Source organism: Rhodococcus sp. PvR044, from assembly GCF_040548995.1.
Lineage (GTDB): Bacteria > Actinomycetota > Actinomycetes > Mycobacteriales > Mycobacteriaceae > Rhodococcus_G > Rhodococcus_G oryzae.
Genome location: NZ_JBEPSX010000007.1, coordinates 15,415 through 30,378, shown reverse-complemented (window position 1 = coordinate 30,378; position 14,964 = coordinate 15,415). Strand labels below are relative to the sequence as shown.

The following is a 14,964-nucleotide window of genomic DNA, read 5'->3' as shown; positions in this document are numbered from 1 at the left end:
CGACCACGGCGTCACGCCAACGTCAGAGGCACCAGTTGATCTCGGCGGAGCCGGGCAGCGGGACGACGAAGCAGAACTGCAACGACCCTCCCCCGATGATGCGATCCTCGGCGGAGGCCGCCGGGGCGGCGAGGGCGGCGACTGACATCACGACGGCGGTTGCGGCGGCGGCTCTTGCGATGGTGGTGAACATGTGTCTGAACCTTCGGCTCGACAAGGGCGGCCGACCAGCCGCCCATACCCACCCCATCGTCCTCCGGGCGGGTCGCGGCCCACAAGGACCGTTCGGTCTCCTCATGAGTGCGCGCGACCGCCCGGAGTGCGATCAGCCGCTGAAGGCCTCGATCGGCGGGCACGAGCACACCAGGTTCCGGTCACCCGCCGCACCGTCGATCCGACGCACCGAGGGCCACACCTTGGCCCTGGCCTTGCCGAGCGGGAACACCGCGAGCTCGCGCGAGTAGGGGTGGTCCCAGTCCGCCGCCAGGCAGCCCGCGGTGTGCGGCGCCCCGCGCAGCGGGTTGTCCTCCACCGGCCACTCGCCGGCGCCGACCCGGTCGATCTCGCCGCGGATGGCGATCATCGCGTCGCAGAACTGGTCGATCTCGTCCAGGTTCTCGCTCTCGGTTGGCTCGACCATGAGCGTGCCCGACACCGGGAAGCTCATCGTCGGCGCGTGGAAGCCGTAATCCGCCAGGCGCTTGGCGACATCGTCGACCGTGACACCGGTTTCCTTGGTGAGCGGACGCAGGTCGAGGATGCACTCGTGCGCGACCATGCCGTTCTCACCGGTGTAGAGCACCGGGAAGTACTCGTCCAGGCGGCGTGCGATGTAGTTCGCCGACGCGATGGCGGTGAGCGAGGCGCGCCGCAGTCCGGTCGCGCCCATCATCCGGATGTACGCCCAGGTGATCGGCAGGATGGAGGCGCTGCCGTACGGTGCGGCCGACACCGGGCCCGATCCGCCCAGTTCCGGCGCCATCGGGTGCCCGGGCAGGAACGGGGTCAGGTGTGAACGCACACCGATCGGACCGACACCCGGACCGCCGCCGCCGTGCGGGATGCAGAAGGTCTTGTGCAGGTTCAGGTGGCTCACGTCGCCGCCGAAGCGCCCGGGCCGGGCCAGGCCGACGAGCGCGTTGAGGTTCGCGCCGTCGACGTACACCTGTCCCCCGGCGTCGTGCACGGCCGCGCAGATGTCCGCGACCTCCTGCTCGTACACGCCGTGCGTGGACGGGTAGGTGATCATGATGGCCGCGAGCCGCTCGGCGTGGTCCGCGATCTTCGCCTTCAGGTCCGCCAGGTCGACGTCGCCGTTGGGGCGGCAGGCGACCACCTCGACCCGCATGCCGACCATCACGGCGGAGGCCGCGTTGGTGCCGTGCGCGCTGGACGGGATCAGGCAGGTGTCGCGATGATCGTCGCCGCGGCTGAGGTGGTAGTTCCGGATGGCCAGCAGGCCGGCGTACTCGCCCTGGCTGCCTGCGTTCGGCTGCAGGCTCACCGCGTCGTAGCCGGTGATCGCCGCCAGCCAGCCCTCCAGGTCGTGGATGATCTGCAGCATGCCGGGCGCGTCCGCCGTCGGCGCGAACGGGTGCAGGCCCGAGAACGCCGGCCAGGTGATGGGCTCCATCTCCGCGGTGGCGTTGAGCTTCATCGTGCAGGATCCGAGCGGGATCATGCTCCGGTCGAGGGCGATGTCCTTGTCCGAGAGCATCCGCAGGTAGCGCAGCATCGCGGTCTCGGTGCGGTGCTTGGTGAACGCGGGGTGGGTCAGGTAGTCCGAGGTGCGCACCATCTCGGCGGGCAGCGAGGACGTCGACGCGTCCGCCGGGGTGTCGGCCCGAACGCCGAAGGCGGCGAAGACGGAAGCGAGATGGGCCTCCGTGGTCGCCTCGTCGCAGGCGATGCCGACGTGGTCGGCGTCGACGAGGCGCAGGTTGACGTTCCAGCCCTTCGCCGTCTCGACGATCTCCGCCGCCCGTCCCTGCACGCGGGCGAGCACGGTGTCGAAGAACGACTCGTGCACGATCTCGACGCCCTTCGACCGCAGGCCGGTCGCGAGGGCGACAGCGCGCCCGTTCACGCGCTCGGCGATCGCCTTGAGTCCGTCGGCACCGTGGTAGCTGGCGTACATGGCGGCGACGATGGCCAACAGCACCTGGGCGGTGCAGATGTTCGAGGTGGCCTTCTCCCGGCGGATGTGCTGCTCACGCGTCTGCAGCGCGAGCCGGTACGCGGGATCGCCGTCGGCGTCGACGGACACGCCGACGAGGCGGCCCGGCAGCTGACGGGCGTGTTTGGTGTGCACAGCCAGGTACCCGGCGTGCGGTCCGCCGAAGCCCATCGGGACACCGAACCGCTGCGTGGTGCCGAAACAGGCGTCCGCCCCGAGCTCACCGGGAGGGGTGAGCAGGGTCAGCGCCAGGAGGTCGGCGCCGACCGCGACCAGTCCGCCACGCTCGTGGGCGGCCGCGATGAGGTCCGTGTAGTCGACGACGCGACCGGAGGCGCCGGGCAGCTGGGCGAGCACGCCGAAGAACTCACCCTCGGGCAGTCCCTCGCTGAGATCGGCCTCCACCAGCTCGATGCCGAGCGGGGTGGCGCGGGTCTCGATCACGGCCCTGGTCTGGGGGAACAGATCGGTATCGATGACGAAGCGCGGCGAACGGCTCTTGTTGGCCCGGCGCAGCAGCGTCATCGCCTCGGCGGCCGCGGTGCCCTCGTCGAGCATCGACGAGTTCGCGACCTCCATGCCGGTGAGGTCGGAGACCATCGTCTGGAAGTTGAGCAGGGCCTCGAGCCTGCCCTGGCTGATCTCCGGCTGGTACGGCGTGTACGCGGTGTACCAGGCGGGGTTCTCGAGCAGGTTCCGCACGAGCACGGGCGGGGTGAGGGTGTCGTAGTAGCCGAGACCGATCATCGAGGTCGCGACGGTGTTCCTGGCGGCAAGCGCGGAGAGCTCGGCCAGCGCCTCGTGCTCAGTGAGCGCGGCGGGAAGAGCGCTCAGGCCGTCGCTGATCCCGTCGGTCACGGCGTCGAGGATGCTGGCGGGAACGGCCTTCCCGGCCATCTCGTCGAGGCTACCGACACCGACAACGCTCAGAATCCGCTCGAGCTCGGCGGAATCGGGGCCGATGTGGCGATCGACAAATGAACGAGTACTGGCGTCTGACAAGGCAACTCCCGCGGCTGAAGGATCGTAGGCGCATTCGGCTCGACCCTGCCGGGCCGAGCGGAACGTTCCTCCCCCTCTGTCGCCTGCTCGTCGCCGCGAGCGCCTGAGAGATTGAGGGCCGCCTTCGTCTAGGCCCCTTTCCCCGTGGGCGGGTGGGTGCTCCCACCGCTTTCCAGAGACGTCGTAGCCCGCACGGTCCTCGGTGCCTGAGAGATTGACGGGGAGGTATTGCTCCTTCGGCGTCCGGATTGTGCTCCGGAACTCTCCCATGCGGCGGCGACGTACCCCGAATTCTAGGCTACGTTCGACCACTTCTGTGCCCACGGACCCGGCCGCGTGGTGTGCCGCGCGCCACGTCGACTGCGTGCGCGCCAAATCGGGCTATCCGGCGCGGCTGGCCCGGTTCTTGCGACGCGACGCGAGCTCGTCCTCCGGGCTCAGTTCGCTCTCGCCACCGTCGGCCCGCTCGGCCGGGAAGTCCGCGATCGTGCCGGTCAGTTCGCGCATCGCGCCACTGACCGCGATCCCGAACACACCCTGACCGCCCTGCAGGAGGTCGACGACCTCTTCGGCGGAGGTGCACTCGTAGACGGTGGTGCCGTCGGAGAACAGCGTGATCTTGGCCAGGTCGCCCACGCCGCGCTGACGCAGGTGGTCGACGGCGACCCGGATGTTCTGCAGCGAGATGCCGGTGTCCAGCAATCGCTTCACGATCTTGAGGACGAGGATGTCCTTGAACGAGTACAGGCGCTGACTGCCGGATCCCGCGGCCCCGCGGATCGACGGCACGACCAGTGAGGTGCGCGCCCAGTAATCGAGCTGGCGGTAGGTGATGCCCGCGATCTGACACGCGCTCGGCACCCGGTAGCCCACCAAGTCGTCCGGCACCGAGTCATCGGGAAAGAGGCCCGGCTGAACATCCTCGACACCCTCGGACGGGGCGAGGCCGCGCTGAGGCTCTTGCGGATGATCTCCCACTGACTGCTCCCTCTCGCATGGAATTCCATACCGTGGATTCGACTCAGAGTACGCCTCGGGGTGAATCACATGGTGTGCGTTCGATGGATCAAAGCTATTGCGACGATTGACCAGGGTCAACGCAACACGCCGAAGCCTAAACCTCAACTTGAGGGTGAGACCGTATCGTTGCCCAGGCCACTATTTCGCCGCTGTCTCTCGACAGCGGGATCACACTAACCGTCGGTTGCCTTGAAATCGTCCGGCGACACGGATTCGAGGAATTCTTTGAACTTCTCGACTTCGTCCTCGCGCTCATCGGGCATCACCAGCCCGGCCTCCGCCAGCACCGCCTCGTCCGCGTAGATCGGGACGCCCGCCCGCAGCGCGATGGCAACCGAATCGGACGGCCGAGCCGAGATCCTCAGGTCGTCGGCGAAAACCAGGTCGGCATAGAAGGTGCCCTCCTGCAGATCCACGATCCGGACCTCACGCAGCGCGTTGCCGAGCGCCGTGATGAGCGTGATGATCAGATCGTGGGTGAGCGGCCGCGCCGGCTCCACGCCTTGCTGCTCCAGCGCGATCGCCGTGGCCTCGGTCTGGCCGATCCAGATCGGCAGGTAGCGATCCCCGTCGGCCTCGCGCAGCAGCAATACGGGCTGATTCTGTGGCTGCTCGACACGAATCCCGATCACACGCATCTCGCTCATCGCGTCTGCCTCCCGTCTGATCGGCCTCACCGGCATCGACCGCACTCATCGCATGAAGCCGTACCCAAATTCTAAGCGAACCCGGCGACCCATTCGACTCTCGCCGAACAGGTGCAGGTCGCGACCACTCCGGCCGGGCGATCGTCAGCGGTCGAGCGCGCCGCGCACGGCCGCCTTGACCAGACAGGTGTGCAGAGTGAGCGACAGCGCGGCGAGTTCACGCACCATCTCCTCGGCGCGATCACGCGCACCCGCGTCCCTGCCCTTCGCGACGGGACCGGCGATCTGGGCGACCAAACCGGCCTCCCGGTCCGCCGCGAGCTTGAACGCGCGCAGGTGCCGCACCTCGAGTCCGAACTCGGACATCGCCTTTGCCGCCCGTGCCAGGGTGACCGCGTCCTCGTCGAAAAAGCCCGCGACGCCCGGCACGATCAGCCCGCTGCGCAACAGTTCCGACAGGAACGCCTCGTCCGCGCCGGACCGCGCGATCAGGTCGGTGCGGCTGATGCGGACCTCGCGATTGGCCCGGAACTCCTCGGGCGAGACCGCGCCGGGCGCGATGGACAGGGCCCGCGGCCGTCGCGGGGCCGACTCCGTCGACCCGACCACCGCGACGCCGCTGTCGATCGCCTCGAGCTGTTCCTTGATCACCTTCAGCGGCAGGTACTGATCGCGCTGCGCGGTGAGCACGAACCGCAACCGCTCACAGTCGGCCAGCGAGAACCGTCGGTAACCCGACGGAGTCCGCTCCGGACTTATCAGCCCCTCCGCCTCGAGGAATCGAATCTTCGAGATGGTGATGTCGGGGAAATCGGGACGTAGCCGATCCAGGACGGAGCCGATCGACATCCCGCCCTCGGTCCGCTGCCCGACCGCCGTCATCAGCTACCTGCACCCGCAGCGGAACTACCGGCGCCGCGGGGGCCGGTGAGGTACACGAGTCGGAACTTGCCGATCTGCACCTCGTCACCGTTGACGAGGGTTGCCGAGTCCACCGGCTCACGGTTGACGTAGGTGCCGTTGAGGCTGCCGACGTCGACCACCTGGAACTCGTTCTGATCCTGGCGGAACTCGGCGTGCCGACGGCTGACCGTGACGTCGTCGAGGAAGATGTCGCTGTCCGGGTGGCGGCCCGCCGAGGTGGTGGGCTGGTCGAGCAGGAATCGGGAGCCCGCGTTCGGGCCACGCTTGACGACGAGGAGCGCCGAACCGGCGGGCAGGCCCTCCACTCCGGAGACCTGCTCAGCTGCCTGCGGAGCAGCGGTCGTGCTGTCCAACTCGTTGAGGAAATCCGCCCGGAAAACCGACGTTGTCTCAGCCGGCGATTCTCCAAAAACCGCGTCGCTGTCGTTCTCGCTCACCGTTTCTCCTCCTGAAGTCCGATCGGTCCGGGAACCCTCCCGGACAAATCTTCTCGACACAATCACATTCCGATACGGACCTACGCCCCGACAAGGCGGTTGCGCTCCCTATCGACCGTACCCTGCGAATGCCTCTCACGTGGGCACTCGCAGGTCGATCCACGCGTGTCCTAGCCGCCCGCGATGGCCTGGTAGCCCGACGCGTCCAGCATCTCGCCCAGCGCGGCGTCCAGCGTGGCCTCGTCGGCCACCTCGAGATCGACCAGCCAGCCGTTTCCGTACGGCTCAGAGTTGACCAGCTCGGGGCTGGACTCCAAATCCGCGTTGGCCGCAATGACTTTCGCGTTCAACGGAGCGTAGATGTCCGACACACTCTTCGTCGACTCGACCTCACCGAGCGACTCGCCCGCGACCACGGCCTCGTCGACCGCGGGCAGCTGGACGAAGACGACGTCACCGAGCTGCGACTGCGCGAAATCGGTGATCCCGATCCGCACGGTCGTCGGCCCGGTCCGCTGCACCCATTCGTGCTCCGCGGTGTAGCGCAATTCGGCCGGGATGTTGGTTTCGCTCAAGGTGAGAAGTCCTTTCGATCGCACCGGCGCGCGAGAATACCGCGCGGTACCGGATTCAGTTTCCTGGCTGAGCGTATTGACGAGGCTTCGTCTCCCGCAAGGCGGTGATCGTGACCTGCTGAGATTGCTCGACGGCCAGCCGTCCACCGCTGCGGGCGACGGTGTCGATCACCCCGCCGGGAATGTTCAGAGCGGCCGCCAGGGTCGGCGGGTCGCCGATCGCGAGCACCTCGTACGGCGCCTCCAGGTCGATGCCGTCGACCTTGATCTGACCGGGAGAACCGGTGACCCAGGAGTCGACACCGATCCGGACCGGCTCACCCCCCTCACCACGTATGGAGATCGCCTCGGCGCCCGCCGCCCGCAACTCCTGAATGAGGTCCAGCATCACCTCGGAGCCGACATTCGTGCCCGGGTCCGCGACCGTCAGCACCACCCCGGGGCCTGCCGCGGGCACGGCTCCCACCTGGATCGACAGCGCGGTCAGGCGCGCCCTGGCCTCGTCCAACGCGGCCTGGGAGCCGCCGCCGCTGCGCTGGAGCGTGGCGAGGGTCTCCTCGAGTCCGGCGATCTCCTGTCGCAACGAAGCCTCTCGCTGGCCGAGGTTGTCGAGGAGCACCAGCAGGTCAGCCGGACGCGCCGAGTCCAGGGTGTCGCCCGATCCGGTGTTCCGCACCTGGGTGGCGATGGCGACCCCGAGCGCGGCCAACAGCAACACCGCCAGCAGCCCGAAGACGACCCTGGAGCGGCGCGCCGAGGCGGACAACTCGGTATGCCATTCGTGCTTGCCCTCATGCCCGTTCACCGGTGATCACGCCCCGAACAGCCGACGCCGCAGCGCGGCGGCGTTACCGAAGATGCGGATGCCCAGCACCACCACGATCGCGGTCGAGAGCTGCGTGCCCACCCCCAACTGGTCACCGAGCCACACGATCAGCGCCGCGACGAGCACGTTGAACACGAAGGACACGACGAAGACCTTGGCGTCGAAGATCTCATCCAGGTAGGCGCGCAGCCCGCCGAACACGGCGTCCAGCGCCGCGACGACGGCGATCGGCAGATACGGCTGGATCGCGTCCGGGACCTGCGGACGGAACACCACGCCCGCGACGATCCCCGCGATGAGCGCGAGCACCCCGTAGACGGCGTATCCGTTCTTGACTGCCTTGACCGGCTTCACTGGCCACCCACCTCGTGTGCGGTTCTGATCTCCCTGGCATTCGCGGCCGGGAGGCTGACATCTTCTTCTTCGGCGACAGTGAAGCCCACCCCGTACAGCTGCGCGACGCCCGACATCCGCAGGTACGCGTCGCTCACCACGAACCCGGTCTGCAACCGGTCCGCAGGCCCGATCGCCGAGATCGCGTACGGCGAGAACACCGGCTGATTGTCGACGAGCATCGCCCCGCCCGCCTGACGGATGGTGGCCGAGGGGCCGATGCGGACCTCTCCGACCGCGACGGCCTCGGCTCCGCTCGACCACAACGCGTTCACCACCGACTGGATGTCCCGGTCGAGGACCACCGCCTTGGCGGGGCCTGCGCCTGGCCTGCCGCGGTCGGACAGGTCCGGACGGGCGGCCGGGTCGGTCAGCGTGACGGTGAGCCCCGCGCCGTGCACCGCGTCCAGCCCGGCGGCCTGTTCCATCGTGGCGAGCCGTGCCAGTACGTCGGAACCCTCGGCGTCGCCGGCCAGCACCCTGGAGCGCAGCGCCTCGGTCTGCGCCGCCAGCTCGTCCCTTGTGCCTGCGAGGCCGCCACCGCGTTCCTCCGCGGCGTGGACCTTGGCCAGGATCTCGCTGCGCACCTGGTCGGTGCCGGGCTCCCGATCGTCCGCCTGCGCGTAGGCGATCCCGAAGACCAGTCCGAGGACGATGCCCCCGGCGACGAGCCAGCTCCCGGAATGCAGCGGGCGGTGCAGGGAATGCCCCCTCGCCCGGTCTTCCGCCGCCGCGGCGTAGCCGGGGTCGAGATGGTCGTTCATCAGGGACCGGAGCAGCGAGGGCACCGGATTGCGGCGGACCTCGCCGTCGGTCACCGCGCCCGGTCCGTTCGCGGGACCTCCCGCGCGATGTTGCGCGCGGCGAGCAGGTACAGGATCCCGGTCCACACATAGAGCCCGGTCCCCCAGACCAGGAGCGCATACCCCCAGGCCCGGGCGATCGGCGCAATCGCCCAGTCACCCTGCGCGGCGAGTACCAGCGGCAGCGCGAACATCAGCGCGAAGGTCGCGGCCTTGCCGAGGTAGAGCACCGCGGGCGGCGGCAGACCGCGCCTGCGGTAGATCGGCAGGGTGAGCGCGAGGATCAGGTCCCGACCGATCAGCACCGCGGCCACCCACCACGGGATGATCCCGCGGATCGCGAACGCGACGAGGGTGGAGACCACGTACAACCGGTCCACCAGCGGGTCGAGCAGCGCGCCCAGCCGCGAACTCTGGTTCAACAGGCGCGCGAGCTTGCCGTCGGCCCAGTCGGTGAACCCGCTCAGCATCAGGATCGCGAGCGCCCACCCGTCGGCATGCGGGCCGAGCAGCAGATAGACGAACAACGGGACACCGACGAGCCGGACCACGCTGAGAATGTTCGGCACGGTGACGATCCGGTCGGACATGATCGGCGCGGTCGCGACGTCCGCCACCTCGCGTGGCCGGTCTCCGCTGCCCATTCGTCCCCCGTATACCTCGTCCGCCAACTGCCTCGAACAGCTTTTCACATGGCGGACGGGGGCGCCGGGACGCGGGCGACCGTATCGGCGGTCAGGCTGCCCAGGTAGAGCCAGCCATCGGCCTCGCGGACACCGGTGATCGGCGCGTAACTGTCCGCGCCGCCCTGCAAGCTGTGCACGACGGCACCCGAGGCGTCGAGCCCGAGCACCCAGCCACGCTGGTCGGGTTCTGGCTGCGCCCACTGCGGCAGGTTCGCCGCGACGACCCGGAGCGCCGGGTGCGGGGCCAACAGGTCAAGCAGGCGCATCCTGGGGCTGTACAGCGCCACCCAGAAGACCCCGCCGGGCGTCTGCGAGGTCACGTTGTCGGGGAGGCCGGGCAGGTTCTCGGCCCAGATCGACACCCGTCCCGTGTCGGGGCCCGCGAGCTCGACCCGGCGGATCTGATAGGCCCCGGTCTCGGCAACCACCACGAAGGACTCGTCCGCGGCCAGTCCGACCCCGTTGGCGAACTGCAGCCCGTCCGCCAAGAGGTCGGTCTCCCCTGTCGCCGGGTCGAACCGGATCAGCCGGCCGGTGCCGCCGTGCTCGAGCACGTCGGTGCGATGCTCGGCCACGGAGAACTTCGCCGACGAATCGGTGAAGTAGATGGTGCCGTCCCGCCCGACGGCGGAGTTGTTGCACGCCAACAGAGGTCGCCCGAGCGCGGTGTCGGTGAGGGTCTCGATCCGACCGGCCTCGTCGACGCGCAGCACCCCGCGCTCGCAGTCGCAGATCAGGTACCTGCCGTCGTCGAGGATCTCGACACCGAGGGGTCGGCCGCCGGTGTCGGCGATCAGGGACGCGCGGCCGGCTTCGTCGAAACGCCAGACCTTGCCGTCATCGGTGCCGGTGACAAGCCGCCCCTGGTGATCGACCGCGACGTCCTCGGGTCCCTTGCTCCCCGGCATCGCCCAGCGCTCCGCACCATCGAGCTCGGTGCTGCGAGCGAACGGACCCGTGAGCGGCGGCGGGGTCGGCGGGTGCCATGCCACGGGATCGATTCCGGTCCGGTCGAGGCTGCGCAGGGCCGAGAGCAGGATTCCCATGGCGGCCACGGTAGACGTCACCCGGCCCGCCCGCAGTGGCTTCAGGCGGCTTCTCCGGCGCGGGACGACCTACCGGGAGGCGAAGTCCGGCTGCCCGAGATCGTCGACCCGGGTCGGCCGCCCGTGCAGGACCACCTCGCGGAACTGGTAGATGATCGCCGCGGTCGGCGCGAAGATCCGCGCGCCCCGGAACGGCCATTCGATCAGCGGCGCCGCGGCCCCCTCGAGCGACAGGAACTGCGGTTCGTGATCGAGCTCGGCCAGGCTCACCTGGAAGACGTACTCCACCTCGTCGGCATTCGGCCGAATCGGTTCGTCGAGCTCACCCACCCAGACCACCACCGGGGTGATGACGTAGCCGGACCTGGTCACGAGATCGTCGAGATGACCGAGCACCGCGGACGACGGTGCCTGCACGCCGAGTTCCTCCGCCAGCTCGCGTAGTGCCGCCTCCCCCGGCGACTCCCCCGGGTCGATGCCACCGCCAGGCAGCGCGAACTGACCGGGATGTGCCCGCATGGTGCTGGGCCGAACGGTGAGCAGCAGCGAGGGCACCCCGTCTGTGGTGACCACCGCCAGCGCAACCGCCGCGCAGCGGTGCCCGGCGCGTTCGGCGGTGCGCGCCTCGAACGACGCGAGCGCGGCGGCGCAGGTGTCACGAGTGAGGATCGGCTCCCGGTCGGCGTCCATCCGTCGACCCTAGCCCGCCGCGGGAACGAGAAAGGCGGCCCCGGATTACTCCGGAGCCGCCTTCTTCTGTCGGGCTGACAGGATTTGAACCTGCGACCACTTGACCCCCAGTCAAGTGCGCTACCAAGCTGCGCCACAGCCCGTCCACTCCCTTGCGGGCGCTCGATGAGATTACATCAGTGACAGTCGACTGAGCGAATCGGCTGCTCGTGGCGGGTTTCCTCCATCGGAGTGCACGCCACGAACGACACTGGCAAGCCCCCGGTTTCGGGGACTTGCCAGTGTTCGGGCCGGTCTCGGCAGGCGTCAGCGCTTGCCGCGATCGCGCTTCTCGCGCACGCGCACCGAGATGCGCACGGGGCTGCCGTCGAAGTTGAACTCCTCACGCAGCCGGCGCTCGAGGAACCGGCGGTAGCCGGCCTCCAGGAAGCCGGTGGTGAAGAGCACGAACGTCGGCGGACGGGTGCCTGCCTGGGTGGCGAACATGATCCTGGGCAGGCGACCACCGCGCATCGGCGGCGGCGTCGCGGCCACGACCTCCTTGAGCCAGGTGTTCAACCGGCCAGTCGGGATCCGCTTGTCCCAGGAATCGAGCGCGGTCTCCAGCGCGGGAACGAGCTTCTGCACGGCCCGTCCGGTGTGCGCGGAGATGTTCACCCGCTGCGCCCACGGCACCCGGACCAAGTCGCGGTCGATCTCCTTCTCGAGCATGTACCGGCGGTCCTCGTCGACGAGGTCCCACTTGTTGAACGCCAGTACCAGCGCCCGGCCTGCGTCCGCCACCATGCTCAGCACCCGCAGGTCCTGCTCGGTGATCGGCTGCGACGCGTCGATCAGCAGGATCGACACCTCCGAGGCCTCGATCGCACCCTTGGTGCGCAGGGATGCGTAGAACTCGTGGCCGCTCGCGTGGCTGACCTTCTTACGCAGGCCCGCGGTGTCCACGAAGCGCCACACCTTGCCGCCGAGCTCGACCAGTGAGTCCACCGGGTCGACGGTGGTGCCCGCGACGTCGTGCACGACGGACCGCTCCGAGCCGGAGAGCTTGTTGATCAGGCTGGACTTGCCGACGTTCGGCTTGCCGACCAACGACACGCGTCGCGGTCCCTGGCCGCCGGTGCCCTCCCGAGGCGTCTCCGGCAGTGCCTTGAGGACCTCGTCGAGCAGGTCGCCCGTGCCGCGGCCGTGGATCGAGCTCACCGAGTAGGGCTGGCCGAGGCCGAGCGACCACAGCGCCGCGACCTCGGACTCGGTCCGCTCGTCGTCGACCTTGTTGGCCACCAACAGGACCGGCGTCTTCGAGCGCCGCAGCACCTTGGCCACGGCCTCATCCGTCGCGGTCGCACCGACGACCGCATCCACCACGAGCACGATCGCGTCTGCGGTCTGCATGGCGAGTTCCGCCTGACGGGCCACGGACTGCTGCAGCCCCTTGGCGTCGGGCTCCCAGCCGCCGGTGTCCTGCACCATGAATCGGCGTCCGGCCCAGTTCGCCTCGTAGGAGACGCGGTCCCGGGTGACCCCGGGAATGTCCTGCACGACGGCCTCGCGGCGGCCGATGATGCGGTTCACGAGCGTGGACTTGCCAACGTTCGGACGACCCACGATGGCGAGGGTCGGGACGGCGACGTGACCCTCACCGTCCTCGCCGTCCTCGAAATCGACGAGCTCCCAGTCGGATTCCTCGCTCCAGGTGCCGTCGCCGGCGATCGGGCCGCCGATGTCAAAGCTGTCGGTCACTGCACTGCTCCAGTTCTGTCACGTACCACCAGCAGCAACCTGCCGATCACGTCATCGATTCCGAGTTCGCTGGTGTCCACGATCACCGAGTCATCGGCGGGCCGGAGCGGGGACACCGCTCGGGTGGAGTCCAGATGATCGCGGCGCTCGACGTCGGCGAGCACCGCCCTGTAGTCATCGCCACGACCCTCGGCGATGTTCTGCGTGTTCCGACGCTGCGCCCTGGCCGCGGCGGAGGCGGTCAGGTACACCTTCACGTCCGCATCGGGCATCACGACGGTGCCGATGTCGCGACCCTCGACCACGATCCGTTCCGTGCGCGCGATGAACTCACGCTGCTTGTCGACCAGGATCGTGCGCACCTCGGGCACCGCCGAGACCGCGGATACGGCCTGGGTGACCGCGCCGCCGCGGATCTCGTCGGTGACGTCCTCACCGGCGAGCAGCACCCGGTCCGAGGACGGATCGGTGCCGATGGTCAGCTCGAGTGCCTTCGTGGCCGCGGCCACCGCCGCCGGATCGCTCGGGTCCACCCCGGAGCGCAGCACGTGCAGCGTCGCGATCCGGTACATGGCACCGGTGTCGAGGTACTGCGCCGCGAGTCCGGTCGCGAGCCGCCTGGCAACGGTCGACTTCCCGGTACCCGACGGCCCGTCCATCGCCACCACTAGGCGATCTGGCTCGTTCACATCCCCCGTCGCTTCGCTCGCAGCGCTCACAGTCCGACCGCCTTGTACAGCGCGCCGACCTCGCCGGGCCCGATGACCCGGAGGGTGCCCGGCCGCTGCTCGCCGAGCGTGACCGGACCGATGTCGGTGCGCACCAGCCGGACAACCGGATGGCCGACGGCCTCGAGCAGCCGACGCACGATGTGCTTGCGACCCTCGTGCAGCACGACCTTGACCAGGGACTTGCCCTGATTGACATCGAGCAGGGCGAACGAGTCGACCTTCGCCGGGCCGTCCTCGAGCTCGACTCCGGCCTTGAGCGTCTTGCCGAGGTTGCGATCGACCACACCGGACACGGTCGCGAGGTAGGTCTTGGACACCTCGAACGAGGGGTGCATCAGCCGGTGCGCGAGGTCGCCGTCGTTGGTCAGCAGCAACAGTCCCTCGGTGTCCGCATCGAGCCTGCCGACGTGGAACAGTCGCTGTCCTGCGGAGACCCGCTCGGAGACGATGTCGCCGACGCAGGGTCGGCCCAGGTCATCGGACATCGTCGACTGCCAACCGCGCGGCTTGTTCAGCGCGATGTGTACCAGGTCCTTCTTGACGACGACACGAATGCCGTCGACCCGGACCACGGCGTTCTCGGGGTCCACCCGCAGGCCCTGTTCGACGACGATGCGGCCGTCGACCTCGACGCGTCCCTGCTCGATCAGCTCCTCGGCGGCGCGGCGCGAGGCGACACCCGCCTGGGCGAGCACCTTCTGCAGGCGCATGCCCTCGCCTGCGGGCAGCTTCGCGGGACCGGCGCCCTCCGTGTACTGGTGGCGGGCCGGCTTGGCGTTGCTGATGGTCGGCGCGACGGACTGTGCGCGCTGCGGCTTCGCGGCCTTGGGCTTGCCACGCTTGGACAGGTCCGGCCGTTGCACGCCGCCGCGGGGGTAGCCGCCGCTGCGAGGTGCCGCGCCACGCTCGGTGCGATCCTGGGCGCCACGAGGTGCGCCGCTGCGAGGTGCCGCGCCACGCTCGGTGCGATCCTGAGCGCCACGAGGTGCGCCGCCACGCTGGGAGCGGTCCTGCGAGCCGCGGGATTCGCCGCTCCGGGGGGTCGCTCCGCGTTCGGTGCGACCATAGGAGCCGCGGGGGGCTCCGCCGCGCTCGGTGCGATCGTAGGAGCCGCGGGATTCGCCGCCACGGGCGGAATCGCGGGGTGCCGAGCCTCTCGACCCCGACCCCTTCTGGGGCGAGTCCTTGCGGCTCGAGCTCTTGTGGGCGGGATTACTCCTGCCCCGGTCCGGTGTGCCATCACGGCGAGCGGAATTGTTCACTTGGGT

Annotated in this window: 16 protein-coding genes, 1 tRNA gene and 1 riboswitch; all 17 genes read right to left on the bottom strand. The window is 69.2% G+C overall.

The annotated features are described in order from the left end of the window. Positions 1–22 precede the first annotated feature (22 nt). Positions 23–193 carry a hypothetical protein gene (locus ABIC28_RS17060; protein WP_169310496.1) on the bottom strand — a complete coding sequence of 57 codons (171 nt, stop codon included), beginning with the start codon at positions 191–193 and terminating at the stop codon, positions 23–25. A 132-nt stretch (positions 194–325) separates the two neighbouring features. Next, a complete protein-coding gene (gene gcvP, locus ABIC28_RS17055) occupies positions 326–3,178 on the bottom strand; it encodes an aminomethyl-transferring glycine dehydrogenase (protein ID WP_269590314.1) in 2,853 nt (950 codons plus the stop codon). A gap of 183 nt (positions 3,179–3,361) precedes the next feature. Continuing rightward, positions 3,362–3,457, bottom strand: a riboswitch (glycine riboswitch). A 102-nt stretch (positions 3,458–3,559) separates the two neighbouring features. After that, positions 3,560–4,156: a MerR family transcriptional regulator gene (locus ABIC28_RS17050; RefSeq protein ID WP_077041768.1), complete on the bottom strand. Its 597-nt coding sequence runs from the start codon at positions 4,154–4,156 to the stop codon at positions 3,560–3,562. 215 nt (positions 4,157–4,371) lie between these two features. Beyond that, positions 4,372–4,845: a bifunctional nuclease family protein gene (locus tag ABIC28_RS17045; RefSeq protein WP_077041769.1), complete on the bottom strand. Its 474-nt coding sequence runs from the start codon at positions 4,843–4,845 to the stop codon at positions 4,372–4,374. Between the two features lie 144 nt (positions 4,846–4,989). Further along, entirely contained in the window at positions 4,990–5,727 is a 738-nt protein-coding gene (ftsR, locus tag ABIC28_RS17040) for a transcriptional regulator FtsR (RefSeq protein ID WP_097213378.1), read from the bottom strand. Then, a complete protein-coding gene (gene garA, locus ABIC28_RS17035; RefSeq protein WP_072749715.1) occupies positions 5,727–6,206 on the bottom strand; it encodes a glycogen accumulation regulator GarA in 480 nt (159 codons plus the stop codon). Before garA ends, ftsR begins: the two co-directional genes overlap by 1 nt. 170 nt (positions 6,207–6,376) lie before the next feature. Beyond that, on the bottom strand, positions 6,377–6,781 hold the full coding sequence (gcvH, locus tag ABIC28_RS17030; protein ID WP_097213379.1) for a glycine cleavage system protein GcvH: 405 nt from the start codon (positions 6,779–6,781) through the stop codon (positions 6,377–6,379). Positions 6,782–6,836: 55 nt separating this feature from the next. Then, positions 6,837–7,586: a DUF881 domain-containing protein gene (locus tag ABIC28_RS17025; protein WP_097213380.1), complete on the bottom strand. Its 750-nt coding sequence runs from the start codon at positions 7,584–7,586 to the stop codon at positions 6,837–6,839. Positions 7,587–7,592: 6 nt separating this feature from the next. Then, positions 7,593–7,961: a small basic family protein gene (locus ABIC28_RS17020; protein ID WP_072749712.1), complete on the bottom strand. Its 369-nt coding sequence runs from the start codon at positions 7,959–7,961 to the stop codon at positions 7,593–7,595. Further along, a complete protein-coding gene (locus ABIC28_RS17015; RefSeq protein ID WP_097213414.1) occupies positions 7,958–8,764 on the bottom strand; it encodes a DUF881 domain-containing protein in 807 nt (268 codons plus the stop codon). The genes ABIC28_RS17020 and ABIC28_RS17015 overlap by 4 nt, the downstream gene beginning before the upstream one ends. 50 nt (positions 8,765–8,814) lie before the next feature. After that, positions 8,815–9,447, bottom strand: a complete 633-nt coding sequence (gene clsA / locus ABIC28_RS17010) for a cardiolipin synthase ClsA (RefSeq protein WP_097213381.1) — start codon at positions 9,445–9,447, stop codon at positions 8,815–8,817. A gap of 44 nt (positions 9,448–9,491) precedes the next feature. Continuing rightward, positions 9,492–10,535 carry an SMP-30/gluconolactonase/LRE family protein gene (locus ABIC28_RS17005; RefSeq protein ID WP_097213415.1) on the bottom strand — a complete coding sequence of 348 codons (1,044 nt, stop codon included), beginning with the start codon at positions 10,533–10,535 and terminating at the stop codon, positions 9,492–9,494. A gap of 69 nt (positions 10,536–10,604) precedes the next feature. After that, positions 10,605–11,225, bottom strand: a complete 621-nt coding sequence (locus ABIC28_RS17000; RefSeq protein ID WP_354579982.1) for an NUDIX hydrolase — start codon at positions 11,223–11,225, stop codon at positions 10,605–10,607. A gap of 69 nt (positions 11,226–11,294) precedes the next feature. Further along, positions 11,295–11,368: transfer RNA gene (locus ABIC28_RS16995), tRNA-Pro, on the bottom strand. 163 nt (positions 11,369–11,531) lie between these two features. Further along, positions 11,532–12,965 (bottom strand): ribosome biogenesis GTPase Der, encoded by a 1,434-nt coding sequence (gene der, locus ABIC28_RS16990; RefSeq protein WP_097213383.1) that lies wholly within the window; start codon positions 12,963–12,965, stop codon positions 11,532–11,534. Further along, positions 12,962–13,624: a (d)CMP kinase gene (gene cmk / locus ABIC28_RS16985; RefSeq protein WP_097213416.1), complete on the bottom strand. Its 663-nt coding sequence runs from the start codon at positions 13,622–13,624 to the stop codon at positions 12,962–12,964. Before cmk ends, der begins: the two co-directional genes overlap by 4 nt. 56 nt (positions 13,625–13,680) lie before the next feature. Further along, positions 13,681–14,958, bottom strand: a complete 1,278-nt coding sequence (locus tag ABIC28_RS16980; RefSeq protein ID WP_179800665.1) for a pseudouridine synthase — start codon at positions 14,956–14,958, stop codon at positions 13,681–13,683. Positions 14,959–14,964 lie beyond the last annotated feature (6 nt).

Excerpts from the sequence above, each read along its gene's own strand:
- ABIC28_RS17060 (WP_169310496.1), bottom strand. The coding sequence starts at position 193 with ATGTTCACCACCATCGCAAGAGCCGCCGCCGCAACCGCCGTCGTGATG.
- ABIC28_RS17045 (WP_077041769.1), bottom strand. The coding sequence starts at position 4,845 with ATGAGCGAGATGCGTGTGATCGGGATTCGTGTCGAGCAGCCACAGAAT.
- ftsR (WP_097213378.1), bottom strand. The coding sequence starts at position 5,727 with ATGACGGCGGTCGGGCAGCGGACCGAGGGCGGGATGTCGATCGGCTCC.
- ABIC28_RS17015 (WP_097213414.1), bottom strand. The coding sequence starts at position 8,764 with ATGAACGACCATCTCGACCCCGGCTACGCCGCGGCGGCGGAAGACCGG.
- clsA (WP_097213381.1), bottom strand. The coding sequence starts at position 9,447 with ATGGGCAGCGGAGACCGGCCACGCGAGGTGGCGGACGTCGCGACCGCG.
- ABIC28_RS17005 (WP_097213415.1), bottom strand. The coding sequence starts at position 10,535 with ATGGGAATCCTGCTCTCGGCCCTGCGCAGCCTCGACCGGACCGGAATC.
- ABIC28_RS17000 (WP_354579982.1), bottom strand. The coding sequence starts at position 11,225 with ATGGACGCCGACCGGGAGCCGATCCTCACTCGTGACACCTGCGCCGCC.
- cmk (WP_097213416.1), bottom strand. The coding sequence starts at position 13,624 with ATGGACGGGCCGTCGGGTACCGGGAAGTCGACCGTTGCCAGGCGGCTC.